The sequence below is a fragment of the Streptomyces sp. NPDC048416 genome (assembly GCF_043200435.1).
Classification (GTDB): Bacteria; Actinomycetota; Actinomycetes; order Streptomycetales; family Streptomycetaceae; genus Streptomyces.
Window position 1 is genome coordinate 17726 of record NZ_JBICXU010000038.1, and the last position, 13649, is coordinate 31374.

Here is a 13649-nt window from a genome sequence, read left to right on the forward strand (position 1 = left end):
CCTCGCGTCCCTGAACCCGCTTTCGTCCGCGGGTCGTGCGTGGCTGGTTGCGCCGTTCCCCGCGCCCCTTGAGGGGCTGGCTTTCGGGTGCGGGTCGTGGGTGCTTCTCGCGCAGTTCCTCGCGCCCCTGTAGGGCATCCGGCATCGCCTCTCGTGGCCACCGCGGCAGAGACTCGCTTTCGTCCGCGGGCTGTGCGTGGCTGGTCGCGCAGTTCCCCGCGCCCCTGGCGGCGCTGGTGCAGGGGCCGTGCTGGGTTGCTCGGGCATCTTCAGCCTGTCCGGCGTTTGAGGACGAGCGCCGTTCAGGCGCGAACGGGGGTGCAGGGGGCGGAGCCCCCGCATGGGGTCTGGGGCGCAGCCCCAGGGGTCAGCTCATTCAATGCGCTGTACGGGCGGGCGGGTGGGCAAACCCGCATGGGGTCTGGGGCGCAGCCCCAGGGCGCCGCACCCTCAAGTAGCCGCACGGGCGGGCGGGTGGGAAAACCCCCCGGGGCGGAGCCCAAGGGGGTTCAGCGGGGCCCACCCCGGAGGTCAGGCGCGTTCGAGTTGCGCCTCCGGCGCATCCGACGACCCCGCCACAACGCGCCGCGCCCGCACCCCCCGGTCAGAGGAAAGCCCCACCAGAGCCACCCCCACCACCAGCACGAACGCAATCCCGGCCAGCGCGAAGGACAACGTGAACTGGCTCTCCGCCGGCAGCGGCGGCACCCCGGCCGGCAGCCCGGAGATGACCTTCGAGGCGAGCAGCGAGGTGATCACGGCACTGGCGATCGCGGAACCCACGGACCGCGAGATCGAGTTGATCCCGTTCGCGATCCCCGTCTGGTGGTGCGGGACGGACGCCACGATGAGCGCCGGCATCGCCGCGTACCCGAAGCTGATCGCGGCACCGATCAGCATGCCCGCGAGGATGACGGACGACGTCGAGTCGTGCGCCCCGGTCAGCCAGGCGAAGCCGAGCACGCCGAAGGCAGCGCCCGCCGCGAGCGTGAAGCGCGCCCCGATCCGCCCGACGAGCTGCCCGCCGAGCGGCGCGGCGATCAGCGAGACCAGCGTGGTGGGCAGCAGGTACTCGACGGAGGCGCGCAGCACGGAGGCGGTGAAGCCGTACCCGGTGAGCTTGTCGGGCATCTGCACCAGGTAGGAGACGCCGATGAACTGGGAGAACATCGCGAAGCCGAGGAGCAGCCCGGCCAGGTTGGTGAAGAGCACCGGTCGGTGCGCGAACATCCGCATGTCGACCATGGGCTCGGCGACCTTGCGCTCGACCAGGACCCAGACCCCGGCCATCACCACGGCGCCGATGAAGAGCCCGATCGTACGGCCCGACGACCAGCCCCACTCGTGGCCCTGCGAGATGGGCAGCAGGAGCATGACGAGGAAGGCGGCGAGGGTGGCCGCGCCGAGCCAGTCGGTGCGTCCGCCGGTCTTCGTACGGGAGGCGGGGACGACCACGATGACGGCGATCAGGGCGAGGACCGCGAGGATCACGGCGAGCCAGAAGACGCGGTGGTAGTCGGGGTGCGAGCCCTGCGTGAGCAGCCCGGCGCCGACGAGTGCGAGGCCGCTGCCGAACGCGAGGGTGCCGCTGACCAGCGCCATCGCGCCGTGCAGCTTCTGCGCGGGGATCTCCTCGCGGAGTACGGAAAGCGCCAGCGGGAAGATCGCGGTGGCCGCGCCCTGGAGCACTCGGCCGACGATCAGCAGCACGAGGGAGCTGGTGGTGGCGGCGAGCACGGAGCCCGCGACCATGACCACGAGCACACCGATCAGCGTCGGCTTCTTGCCGTGCATGTCGCCGAAGCGGCCGAGCAGCGGGGTGAAGACGGCCGCGGAGAGCAGGGTCGCGGTGGTGACCCAGCTGACCCCGGAGGTGGTGGTGCCGAGGTCGCTCTGGATGGTCCCGAGGATCGGCACGACCAGGGTCTGCATCATCGAGACGACCATGGCGGCGAGGCCGAGGACCAGGACGAGCCCGGTGCCGCCGCTGGGGCGTTGATTAGTGGTCACTGTTTCTTCCGTACGGCAGAGGAGGTACGTGAGCGGATGGCAGCTTGATTACCTCAAGCAACTTAATGAAGGTAAACATCAAAGGTTGAGGTAGTCAAGTTTCCCTTGAGTCGCGGGTACAGTGGCGGCATGCCCCCTGGAACCCGCCACGCCGCCGCAGGCAACCTCACGCTCATGGACGCCATCTGGGACGCCCTGGCCGGCTTCTACGGCGACTTCACCTCGGCCGCCGCCGACGAGGGCCTGACCTCCAGCCAGGCCAAGACCCTGACGGTGCTGCGCCGCGGCCCCGCCTCCATGCGCTCGCTCGCCACCACGCTGCACTGCGACGCCTCCAACGTGACGGGAATCATCGACCGGCTCGAAGCACGCGCCCTGGTGCGCCGCGAGCCGAGTCCGACCGACCGCCGCGTCAAGAACGTGGTCCTCACCGACGACGGCATGCGGACCGTGGAGACCGTCAGGACCGGCATGCTCGCCACCCACAGCGCACTCGACTCGCTGGGCGACGCCGACCGGGCCGTCCTGCACGATCTCCTCCAGCGCCTCTTCCCGGCCCCCGGGGATGGTCCTCGAACGCCCGCCTGACGCCTACGCTTGACGTATGAGTACGTGGAACGGGCGGGGGTCCGTCGAAGGCCTGCCCGAATGGGACCGCTGCGCGGTCATGGGCGTGGTCAACGTGACGCCCGACTCCTTCTCCGACGGCGGCCGCTGGTTCGACACCTCGACCGCCGTCAAGCACGGCCTCGACCTGGTCACCGCGGGCGCCGACCTGGTGGACGTCGGCGGCGAGTCGACGCGCCCCGGCGCCTCCCGCGTGGACGAGGACGAGGAGCTGCGCCGTGTCGTGCCGGTCGTGCGCGGCCTGGCATCCGAGGGCGTCACCGTCTCCGTGGACACCATGCGCGCCCGCGTCGCCGAACAGGCGATCGCCGCGGGCGCGGTCCTGGTCAACGACGTCAGCGGCGGCCTCGCCGACCCCGCGATGGTCCCCGCCGTCGCCGCCACCGGCGCCCTCTTCGTCGTCATGCACTGGCGCGGCTTCAGCCAGGACATGAACAGCCGCGCGGTGTACGGGGACGTGGTGGCCGAGGTCGTCGCGGAACTCCGCCTCCGTACGGAGGCCGTCATCGAGGGCGGTATCGCCCCCGAGCGCATCGTCATCGACCCCGGCCTCGGCTTCGCCAAGCGGGCCGAGCACGACCTCGCCCTGGTCGCCCACCTCGCCGCGCTGCGCGCGCTCGGTCGGCCCGTCCTGGTCGCCGCCTCCCGCAAGCGGTTCCTCGGCCGCGTCCTGGCCGGCGACGAGGGCGCCCCGCCGCCCGCCCGCGAGCGCGACGCGGCCACCGCCGCCGTCTCCGCCATAGCCGCCCACGAGGGCGCCTGGGCGGTCCGCGTCCACGAGGTGCGGGCCACCGCCGACGCCGTCCGCGTGGCGCGCGCCGTCGAGGGAGCCCGGTGAGCCCGCGCGCCGAGAGCGAGGCGGTCGAGCGCGCCAACACCGCGTTCTACGAGACCCTTGAGCGGGGCGACTTCGACGAGCTCTCCGAGCTGTGGCTGGACGCCACCGAGGCAGGCGACACCGGGATCTCCTGCGTCCACCCGGGCTGGCCGGTGCTCTCCGGGCGCGGCGAAGTGCTCCGTTCGTACGCGCTGATCATGGCGAACACGGAGTACATCCAGTTCTTCCTGACCGATGTGAAGGTCGTCATCCTCGGCGACACCGCCCTCGTGACCTGCACCGAGAACATCCTCAGTGGCGGCCCCGCCGAGGAGAGCGGCGAGCTGGGCCCCCTGGTCGGCCAGCTCGTGGTCGCCACCAATGTGTTCCGCCGCACATCCGGCGGCTGGCGACTGTGGTCCCACCACGGCTCACCGGTGCTCGCCGAATCGGGCGAGGACGAGCCCGAAGAGGACTGAATCCGGGCACGCCGGGGGGCTTTTCAGGATTGAACCCACAGCCATCGGGTAGGGGCGGCTACCAGGCCTGTCAGGATCTGTCCATAGCCCCCGTGGGCGAGCAGTGTCAGTGCCCGCAGGTAGATTCGATTGTGGGCACCGAGCCGCCCGCACGCGGCCGCATGTCCGTCTGACCAACGACAGCAGGAGTGATTCGCGTGGATCGTGTCGCGCTGCGCGGCCTCAAGGCCCGTGGGCACCATGGCGTCTTCCCCCGGGAGCGCGAGGAAGGCCAGACCTTCATCGTGGACCTGGTGCTCGGCCTCGACACCCGCCTCGCGGCGGCCGACGACGACCTGGCGAAGACCGTGCACTACGGCGTGGTGGCCGAGGAAGTCGTGGACGTCGTCCAGGGCGAGCCCGTCGACCTGATCGAAACGCTCGCCGAGCGGATCGCCCAGCAGTGCCTCAAGCACGAAGGCGTCCAGGAGGTGGAGGTGGTCGTCCACAAGCCCGACGCGCCGATCACCGTCCCGTTCGACGACGTGACCATCACCATCATCCGGAGCCGAGTATGAGCGTGTATCCGCAGGGGGCCGCGCAGAGCGACCCGACCGTACAGCCCGTGCCGGCCGCCGTGGTCGAGCAGGTGGACGCGGCCGATGTGACGCTCTCCAACCCGCGCCGCGCGGTGATCGCCCTCGGCTCCAACCTCGGCAACCGTCTGGAGACGCTTCAGGGCGCCATCGACGCCCTGGAGGACACCCCGGGGCTGCGCGTCAAAGCCGTCTCGCCGGTGTACGAGACCGAGCCGTGGGGCGTCGAGCCCGGCTCCCAGCCGGCGTACTTCAACGCGGTCGTCGTCGTGAAGACCACCCTGCCGCCGGCGTCCCTCCTGGAGCGCGGCCACGCCATCGAAGAGGCCTTCGACCGGGTGCGTGACGAGCGCTGGGGCCCGCGCACCATCGACGTCGACATCGTTGCCTACGCCGATGTCGTGTCCGACGACCCGGTCCTGACCCTCCCTCACCCGCGCGCCCACCAGCGGGCCTTCGTGCTCGCCCCCTGGCACGACGTGGAGCCCGAGGCCCAGCTCCCCGGCCACGGCACCATCGCCGAGCTGCTGAGCGGCGTCGGCCGCGACGGCGTACTGCCCCGCGCCGATCTGGAACTCCGGCTGCCCGAGTAGTCGTTACGCTTCTGGGAGGCCGGCCACCGGGCGCGCCGCGGGACGGGCGTCACAGCCCCGCACCCCCGGGCGCTCCGGCGCACCGGCTTCGACCAGACCACCGAGAGACGCGAAGGGCCCTACTCCGTGAAGCAACTGCGGCTTGGCGTGCTGGCCGGACTGTTCGTCATCGCCGGAGTGCTCTCCTGGGCGGGCGCCCGGCTGTGGGACGCGGTGGCCACCCTGCCGAGCGTGCCGATCGCGGCGCCCATCGTGCTCGCGGTGATCGCCGTCATCCTGCTCGCCACCGCCCTGTCCATCCGTTCCCGGCTGCGCGCCCAGCGCGAACGGCGTCCGGGCGCCAAGGGCGTGGAGCCCCTGATGGCGGCGCGCGCGGTGGTCTTCGGCCAGGCCAGCGCCCTGGTCGCGGCCCTGGTGTGCGGGATGTACGGCGGGACGGGCATCTATCTGCTGAGCTACCTCGACGTGCCGTCCCGCCGCGACCAGGCGATCTACGCCGGCTTCTCGGTCCTGGCCGGCATCGCCGTGGTGGCCGCCGCCTTCTTCCTTGAGCGCGTCTGCAAGCTCCCCGAGGACGAGGACGACACCACGGCCCCGGTCGCCTGAGACCGCCACCCCCGAAGGACGGCCCCTTGAGCCGGCCCTGACCGACCCCAACCGGCTTACCCGGCACGGGAGTTGAGCGCCACCACCACGCCGGCACGACACCGGCACCGGCACCGGCACCGGCACCGACACTGGCCGATGCCATCAGGCGGTGCCGCCGGGGCCGACGCTCCGACGGGCCGTCAGGCGGGGCCGACGGGGCCGACAGGCATCAGCCAACCTCAACCGACCTTCAGCCGACCTCAGCGAACCTCAACCGCGCCCAGCCGCGCTCAACCGCCCTCAACGGGCCTCAACGGGCCTCAACGGGCCTCAACGGGCCATGATCAGGCTCATCGCCTCGCTGCGCGTCGCCGGGGCGCGCAGTTGCCCCCGCACCGCCGAGGTCATGGTCTTCGCGCCGGGCTTGCGGATGCCACGCACCGACATGCACATGTGCTCGGCCTCGATCACCACGATGGCGCCGCGCGCGTCGAGGATGCGCATCAGCGAGTCGGCGATCTGCGTGGTCAGCCGCTCCTGCACCTGCGGCCTGCGGGCGAACACGTCCACCAGGCGGGCCAGCTTCGACAGACCGGTTATCTTCCCGGACTCGGCGGGGATGTAGCCGACGTGCGCCACTCCGTGGAACGGAAGAAGGTGGTGTTCACAGACGGAGACGATCTCGATGTCCTTCACCAGGACCATCTCGTCGTGCCCCAGGTCGAACGTCGTCGTCAGAACGTCCTCGGGCTCCTGCCGCAGTCCCGCCAGGATCTCCTTGTACGCCCGCGCCACTCGCGCCGGCGTCTCCTTCAGTCCCTCGCGGTCCGGGTTCTCGCCGACCGCTATGAGGAGCTCGCGTACGGCGTTCTCGGCCCGCTTCTCGTCGAACTCGCCGATCTGGGCCTCGCCGTCCAGCGTCACCGGGTCGGTCATCTGTGCCTCGTTCCTCGACTGTCATCATGGCGCGTGGCCGGAAAACACCCGCGCCCCCACAGGCTAAAACCTGGGGGGCGCGGCATGCATTCCGGGGCCGGTACGGCCCCCGTGCTCAGCTCTCCGGACGGTCCTCGGGGGCCGGCAGGGCCTCCGTGGGGGTGTCCAGGGGGGCGGAACCATTGGCGCTCGTGGCACCGTTGGTCAGCGCCAGCTCCTTCGGCGACAGCACCGGCGGCCTCGTCGACGGCGTACGCCGCGAGGAACCGGTCCAGGCCGGACGGGCCGGGCGCTTGACGATGCCGGAGAACACCTCGGCGATCTGCTCCTTGCTCAGAGTCTCCTTCTCCAGGAGCTCAAGGACCAGCTTGTCGAGGATGTCGCGGTTCTCGACCAGGATCTCCCAGGCCTCGTTGTGCGCCGTCTCGATGAGCTTCTTGACCTCTTCGTCGACGAGCGCCGCGACCTCTTCCGAGTAGTCGCGCTGGTGCGCCATCTCCCGGCCGAGGAACGGCTCGGTGTTGTCGCCACCGAACTTGATCGCGCCCAGACGCTCGGTCATGCCGTACTGCGTGACCATCGCTCGCGCGGTGGCCGTGGCCTTCTCGATGTCGTTGGCCGCGCCCGTCGTCGGGTCGTGGAAGACCAGCTCCTCGGCCGCGCGCCCGCCCAGCATGTACGCCAGCTGGTCAAGCATCTCGTTGCGCGTGGTCGAGTACTTGTCCTCGTCCGGCAGGACCATGGTGTAACCCAGGGCCCGGCCGCGCGACAGGATCGTGATCTTGTGGACCGGGTCCGAGTTGGGGGAAGCCGCGGCGACCAGGGCGTGACCGCCCTCGTGGTACGCGGTGATCTTCTTTTCCTTCTCGGACATGATCCGCGTCCGCTTCTGCGGACCCGCCACGACACGGTCGATCGCCTCGTCGAGCGCGTTGTTGTCGACCAGCTTGCGGTCGCTGCGCGCCGTCAGGAGCGCCGCCTCGTTCAGCACGTTCGCGAGGTCCGCGCCGGTGAAGCCCGGCGTGCGCCGCGCGACGGCCGACAGGTCGACGTCCGGAGCGACCGGCTTGCCCTTCTGGTGGACCTTCAAGATCTCCAGACGGCCCTGCATGTCCGGACGGTCGACCGCGATCTGGCGGTCGAAACGGCCGGGACGCAGCAGCGCCGGGTCGAGGATGTCGGGCCGGTTCGTGGCGGCGATCAGGATGACGCCGCCCTTCACGTCGAAGCCGTCCATCTCGACGAGCAGCTGGTTGAGCGTCTGCTCGCGCTCGTCGTGACCGCCGCCGAGGCCCGCGCCGCGGTGGCGTCCCACGGCGTCGATCTCGTCGACGAAGACGATCGCCGGGGCGTTCGCCTTGGCCTGCTCGAAGAGGTCGCGGACACGCGAGGCGCCGACACCGACGAACATCTCGACGAAGTCGGAGCCGGAGATCGAGTAGAACGGCACGCCGGCCTCACCCGCGACGGCGCGGGCGAGCAGCGTCTTGCCCGTGCCGGGCGGGCCGTAGAGCAGCACACCCTTGGGGATCTTGGCGCCGACGGCCTGGAACTTCGCCGGCTCCTGAAGGAACTCCTTGATCTCGTGGAGTTCCTCGACCGCCTCGTCGGACCCCGCCACGTCGGCGAAGGTCGTCTTCGGGGTGTCCTTGGTGATGAGCTTGGCCTTGGACTTCCCGAAGTTCATGACTCGGGAGCCGCCGCCCTGCATCTGATTCATCAGGAACAGGAAGACCACGACGATGAGGACGAAGGGGAGCAGCGAGAGCAGGATCCCGAGGAACGGGTTCTGCTTGTCGGGCGAGACGGTGTAGCCCTTGGGGATGTCACCGGCCTTGACGCTGCCCTGGAGCTGATCGGCCAGCGAGCTCGCCTGGATGTCCCCGATGTAGTTCGCCTGGACCTTGCTGCTGCCCTTGACCTTCTGGCCGTCCTTCAGGTCGATCTTGATGACCTGACTGTCACCTGTGGTGATCTTGGCCTGTTCGACCTGCTTGTTGCTGATCGCCTGAACGACATCGGATGTGTCGACCGTCTTGTAGCCGCCACCCGAGCCGACGACCTGCATCAGCACGACCACGGCGAGGACGGCCAGCACGATCCACATGACCGGCCCACGGAAGTATCGCTTCACGTCCATCCATACGGAGCGAGAACGCCCCGTCCCTCCTGCCCGTAGGTAAATGCTGCTGTGACTATGACTAAGACTGACTAAGACTCTGCGTAAAGACTGTTCTTCGGACGGTACCCCAGCATTGTCACCCGTGGTCGCACGGTACGGCTGACAAAGGGCCCTTCCCATGCTCCAACGGCGCGAGGCGGGCTGTGGTTCCCCGAAACGCGACGGGGTTGCGTCAGCCGCCGTACACGTGCGGTGCGAGCGTCCCGACAAAGGGGAGATTGCGGTACTTCTCGGCGTAGTCGAGGCCGTAGCCCACGACGAATTCATTCGGAATGTCGAAGCCGATCCACTTCACGTCGATCGCGACCTTTGCGGCATCCGGCTTACGGAGCAGCGTGCACACCTCCAGGGAGGCGGGCTCGCGCGATCCGAGGTTGGACAGGAGCCACGACAGGGTCAGACCCGAGTCGATGATGTCCTCGACGATGAGGACGTGCTTGCCCTTGATGTCGGTGTCGAGGTCCTTCAGGATCCGCACGACGCCGGAGGACTGGGTGCCCGCACCGTACGAGGAGACGGCCATCCAGTCCATGGTGACGGGGGTGGACAGCGCACGGGCCAGATCCGCCATGACCATGACGGCGCCCTTGAGGACACCGACGAGGAGCAGATCCTTGCCCGCGTACTCCGCGTCGATCTTCCCGGCCAGCTCCGCCAGCTTCGCGTCGATCTCTTCCTTGGTGATGAGCACCGACTGGAGGTCGGTGCCCATGTCCTTCTCGTTCACCCGGGCCGCTTTCTTGGGGGTTTGCCTGTGTCGTACGCGAGCCGAGTGTCGTGCGTGGGCTCAGCTCTGCCGAATGACCAGTCTGCCACCCTGGCGACGCGCGACGACGCGGCCCGGGAGATTGATGGCCCGCTGACCGCGCCAGCCGGTGATCAGCTTGTCGACCTCCTCCACGTGCCGGGCGAAGAGCGAACCGGCCGGTGAGCCCGCTTCGATGACCGCCCGGCGCACGATGCGGCGCCGCACGGCGGGCGGCAGCGCGTAGAGCTTCGCGCACTCCAGGAGCCCCGCCTCGTCCCGTACGGAGGCCTCGGCCCGGAGCGCCCAGGCGTCCAGGGCGTCGGCGTCGTCGCGGGAGAGCTGGGCGGTGCGGGCAAGCGCCTCGACGACGCCCTTGCCGAGCGCCTTCTCCAGGGCCGGCAGACCCTCCTGGCGCAGCCGGGAGCGGGTGTAGGCGGGGTCGGCGTTGTGCGGGTCGTCCCAGACGGGCAGCGCCTGGACCATGCAGGCCTTGCGGGCGGTCTGGCGGTCGAGCTCAAGGAAGGGGCGCCGGTAGCGGCCCGCCGCCCCCGAGACGGCGGCCATGCCGGACAGGGAGCGGGTGCCGGAGCCGCGGGCGAGGCCGAGGAGCACGGTCTCGGCCTGGTCGTCACGCGTGTGGCCGAGCAGGATCGCGGCGGCGCCGTGGCGCTCGGCGGCGGCATCGAGCGCGGCGTAGCGGGCATCCCGGGCGGCGGCCTCGGGTCCGCCCTCGCGGCCCACGTGGACGGCGACGGACTCGGCGGGTTCCAGGCCGAGGCCCGTCATGCGGGAGACGACTTCGGCGGCGCGCAGGTCCGAGCCGTCCTGGAGGCCGTGGTCGATGGTGATGCCGCCGGCGCGCAGCGAGAGCTTGCGGGCCTCGAAGGCGAGGGCGGAGGCGAGCGCCATGGAGTCGGCGCCACCGGAGCAGGCCACGAGCACCAGGGGCTCGGGCGCGGGGCGCGCGCCGGTCCCGGGACCGGCGGGGGCCCCCGCGGTCACGGCCGTCGCGGCGCTCTCGTGGTGGCGGGAGTGTTCGTTCAGTACGTCGTGGAGTACGCGGCGAACCGCCAGGCGTATCGCTGCGACCGCAGGATGGGGACCCATGTCCGGTGCCCTTCGGTGAAGTTGGGGGTGCCTCTTGCGCGGAGAGGAGCAGGGAGTAACAGAACGAGCAGGAGGAGCAGGAGGTACGTTCAGTCACACAGAGTGCGTAGATGGTGACAGAACAGAGCCGTTACCCGAGCATTGCACGCCTACCCATGCGCCACGGTCCCTCGGATGGGTGATTCCCGCGTTGACACCCGCCACCGGCGGTCTTCGGCTCAGGGCCGCGCTCAGGACTCCGTCTTGCGGTGCACCCGGGTGACCCAGTCCGCCGGCTTGGCGATCTCGGCCTTCGTCGGGAGTGTGTTCGGCGACGTCCACACCCGGTTGAAGCCGTCCATGCCGACCTCGTCCACCACGGCCCGCACGAAGCGCTCCCCGTCGCGGTACTGGCGCAGCTTGGCGTCGAGGCCGAGCAGTTTGCGCAGCGCCAGGTCGAGCCGGGAGGCGCCCTTGGCCCTGCGCTCCTTGAACTTCTCGCGGATCTCGCCCACCGAGGGCACGACCTGCGGCCCGACCCCGTCCATCACGTAGTCCGCGTGCCCCTCAAGGAGGGACATCACGGCGGTGAGCCGGCCCAGGATCTCGCGCTGGCGGGGCGTCTGCACCAGCTCGACCAGGGAGCGCCCGCCGTCGTCCTCCTCGCCCTCGGGCCGGCCCCCCGCCAGGGACTGGGCGGCCTCGCGCAGCCGCTCCAGGACGGTCATCGGGTCGACCTCGGTCGCGTCGAGGAACGCCTGGATCTCGCTCTCCAGGTGGTCGCGCAGCCAGGGCACGGCCGTGAACTGGGTGCGGTGGGTCTCCTCGTGGAGGCAGACCCAGAGCCTGAAGTCGTGCGGATCGACGTCGAGTTCACGCTCCACGTGCACGATGTTGGGCGCCACGAGCAGCAGCCTGCCCCCGCCGCCCGGCGCCGCCGGAAGGTCCCGGCTCGCGGGCGCGAACGTCTCGTACTGGCCCAGGACCCGCGAGGACAGGAAGCTCAGGAGCATGCCAAGCTCGACGCCGGTGACCTTGCCGCCGACCGCGCCGAACACGGCTCCGGCGGGGGTGGCGCCGCGGCGCTCCTGCATCTTGTCGAGCAGCGGCCGCAGGATCTCGCGGAAGCCCGCCACGTTGGCCTTCACCCAGCCGGCCCGGTCGACGACCAGGACCGGGGTGTCTTCGGGTTCGACGCCCTCCGGGATCATCCGGGTGAACGTCCGTACGTGTTCCTCGGCGGCCTTGGCGTGCCGACGGAGCTCGGCGACGATCTCTCGCGCCTCGTCACGGCTCACGTCGGGGCCCGGCCGCACCAGTCGGGTCGCGGTCGCGACCGCGAGGTTCCAGTCGACCATCCCAGAGGTACCTGCACCGCCGATGCCAGTCATGCGTCAACCGTACGTTGTCGTCCCCGCGAGGGAACCCGGTCGGCGGCGCTCAGTGCGCGACGAGCCGGGTGGCGAGCCGGTCGAGGGCCCGCTGCGCGGGGGCCGGGTCGGCGCCGGGCGTCCCCGTCGACAGGAAGGCGAACGCCAGGAGGTGCCCGCTCGCGTCCACGACCGTGCCGGCCAGGGTGTTGACGCCGGCCCCGCCGAGGGTGCCGGTCTTGGCCCGGACCAGGCCGGCCGCCGCGGATCCGGTGCCGTAGCGGGCGGTGAGGGTGCCGGTGAAGCCGGCGACGGGCAGGCCGGTGAGGATCGGCCGCAGTTCGGGGTGGCCCGGGGCGGCGGCCTCGGCAAGGAGGCGGGTGAGCAGTTGCGCGGTGACCTTGTCGGCGCGGTTGAGCCCGCTGCCGTCCGTGAACACGCTTGCCTTCACCGGGAGTTGGAGCCTGGCGAGCTGGGCCGACACGGCGTCGGCGCCGCCCTGGAAGCTCGCGGGCTTACCGGTGGCGATCGCGGTCTGCCGGTTCAGGGCCTCCGCGATGTCGTTGTCGCTGGTGGTCAGCATCCGCTCGACGACCTCGGTGAGCGGTGCGGACCGTGTGCTCGCCACCGGTTTGGCGTCCGCGGGCGCGGTGGCGGGCGCCGGGTCGGCCACCCGCACCCCGTGCCCGCGCAGCAGCGTGGCGAAGGCCCGCGCGGTGTCGCCCGCCGGATCCGAGGTGCGCGTGCCCGGCCCGCTCTCGACGCCCTCGCCCGTCCCGGACGTACCGGATGCACCAGACGTGCCGGATGCCCCGGATGGCCCGGCGGCGGCCGTACGCCCTTCGTCCGTCATCAGGGCGACGACCGGCGCAAGGTTCTCGTTCGGCCCGATCGGATGCACCGGGTCCCCGCTGAACAGCGAGGTGTCGTACGTCAGCCGTACCTGGTCCAGGGAGCGCCCGCGCAGCACGCGGGCGGTGTCGTCGGCGAGGGCGGCAAGCCGCGTCCGGTCCAGGGTGGGGTCGCCGCCCCCGACGAGGGTGAGGCCCGATCCGCCGGCCGGGGCCACCACGGCGGTGGTGAAGCGGTGGTCGGCCGGGAGCGCGGTGAGGACCGCGGTCGCCGTCGCGATCTTGATGGTGGAGGCGGGCGTCATGGCGGCGTCCGCGTGGGCGGCGTACAGCTCCTTGCCGGTGGCGGTGTCGAGCACCGAGGCCGCCGGGTGCGGGCCGAGCGCCGGGTCGGCGAGCAGCGGGGCGAGGGCCGCGGGCAGGGCGGCCGGCACGGGTGTGCCGCCGGGCGCCGCGAGCGCGGTGAGCACGCTGGGCGCGCTCGGGGCCGGAGCCGGAGCCTCCGGATCGACCGGGCCCTGGTGATGTGCGCCACCCCTGGCGCCCCACGATGCGGCCCGGTGACGCTCGGCCGTACGCTGACCTGAGTCCCACGGCCCCGCCAGGGCCACGGTCCCGGCCGCGAGTGCCAGGCCGACCGCCGCGGCACCCGCTGTGAGCTGCCATGTCTTGGGTCCCGGCACCGAGGACCAGCCCCTTTCGCGATCACACACCTGCGTGAGGGACACTTAATCACCAGAACTGCGTCTTGCCGCGAACATGGCAGCCGACGCAGCCCCGTCAGATG

At 71.0% G+C, this 13649-nt stretch carries 13 protein-coding genes; 6 read left to right on the forward strand and 7 right to left on the reverse strand.

Annotated elements, in window-relative coordinates:
- Window positions 1-531: 531 nt before the first annotated feature.
- Window positions 532-2010, reverse strand: a complete 1479-nt coding sequence (locus tag ACGFW5_RS31640; RefSeq protein ID WP_393837766.1) for an MFS transporter — start codon at window positions 2008-2010, stop codon at window positions 532-534.
- A gap of 174 nt (window positions 2011-2184) precedes the next feature.
- Between ACGFW5_RS31640 and ACGFW5_RS31645 the strand changes: the two genes are divergently transcribed.
- The 6 genes from ACGFW5_RS31645 (at window position 2185) to ACGFW5_RS31670 (ending at window position 5707) form a co-directional block, all read left to right on the forward strand.
- The gene (locus ACGFW5_RS31645) at window positions 2185-2598 is read left to right on the forward strand and encodes a MarR family winged helix-turn-helix transcriptional regulator (protein ID WP_393837803.1); all 414 of its coding nucleotides are present in this window, start codon (window positions 2185-2187) and stop codon (window positions 2596-2598) included.
- Between the two features lie 16 nt (window positions 2599-2614).
- A complete protein-coding gene (gene folP / locus ACGFW5_RS31650) occupies window positions 2615-3475 on the forward strand; it encodes a dihydropteroate synthase (RefSeq protein WP_393837767.1) in 861 nt (286 codons plus the stop codon).
- A complete protein-coding gene (locus ACGFW5_RS31655) occupies window positions 3472-3933 on the forward strand; it encodes a nuclear transport factor 2 family protein (protein ID WP_393837768.1) in 462 nt (153 codons plus the stop codon). The genes folP and ACGFW5_RS31655 overlap by 4 nt, the downstream gene beginning before the upstream one ends.
- Window positions 3934-4130: 197 nt before the next feature.
- Complete coding sequence (gene folB / locus ACGFW5_RS31660; RefSeq protein ID WP_393837769.1) at window positions 4131-4490, forward strand: dihydroneopterin aldolase; 360 nt, start codon at window positions 4131-4133, stop codon at window positions 4488-4490.
- Window positions 4487-5101 (forward strand): 2-amino-4-hydroxy-6-hydroxymethyldihydropteridine diphosphokinase, encoded by a 615-nt coding sequence (gene folK, locus ACGFW5_RS31665; protein WP_393837770.1) that lies wholly within the window; start codon window positions 4487-4489, stop codon window positions 5099-5101. Before folB ends, folK begins: the two co-directional genes overlap by 4 nt.
- A 126-nt stretch (window positions 5102-5227) precedes the next feature.
- Window positions 5228-5707, forward strand: a complete 480-nt coding sequence (locus tag ACGFW5_RS31670; protein ID WP_393837771.1) for a DUF3180 domain-containing protein — start codon at window positions 5228-5230, stop codon at window positions 5705-5707.
- A gap of 312 nt (window positions 5708-6019) precedes the next feature.
- Here the strand turns inward: ACGFW5_RS31670 and folE are convergent, their stop codons facing one another.
- From folE to dacB, 6 genes are all read right to left on the reverse strand, one after another.
- Window positions 6020-6625, reverse strand: coding sequence for a GTP cyclohydrolase I FolE (folE, locus tag ACGFW5_RS31675; protein ID WP_393837772.1), 606 nt, complete (start codon window positions 6623-6625; stop codon window positions 6020-6022).
- 115 nt (window positions 6626-6740) lie between these two features.
- Window positions 6741-8765, reverse strand: a complete 2025-nt coding sequence (ftsH, locus tag ACGFW5_RS31680) for an ATP-dependent zinc metalloprotease FtsH (protein ID WP_393837773.1) — start codon at window positions 8763-8765, stop codon at window positions 6741-6743.
- Window positions 8766-8979: 214 nt separating this feature from the next.
- A complete protein-coding gene (hpt, locus tag ACGFW5_RS31685) occupies window positions 8980-9519 on the reverse strand; it encodes a hypoxanthine phosphoribosyltransferase (protein ID WP_120727895.1) in 540 nt (179 codons plus the stop codon).
- Between the two features lie 75 nt (window positions 9520-9594).
- Window positions 9595-10662, reverse strand: a complete 1068-nt coding sequence (tilS, locus tag ACGFW5_RS31690) for a tRNA lysidine(34) synthetase TilS (RefSeq protein ID WP_393837774.1) — start codon at window positions 10660-10662, stop codon at window positions 9595-9597.
- Between the two features lie 230 nt (window positions 10663-10892).
- Window positions 10893-12032 (reverse strand): zinc-dependent metalloprotease, encoded by a 1140-nt coding sequence (locus ACGFW5_RS31695; RefSeq protein WP_393837775.1) that lies wholly within the window; start codon window positions 12030-12032, stop codon window positions 10893-10895.
- A 49-nt stretch (window positions 12033-12081) separates the two neighbouring features.
- Window positions 12082-13545 (reverse strand): D-alanyl-D-alanine carboxypeptidase/D-alanyl-D-alanine-endopeptidase, encoded by a 1464-nt coding sequence (gene dacB / locus ACGFW5_RS31700; protein ID WP_393837776.1) that lies wholly within the window; start codon window positions 13543-13545, stop codon window positions 12082-12084.
- Window positions 13546-13649 lie beyond the last annotated feature (104 nt).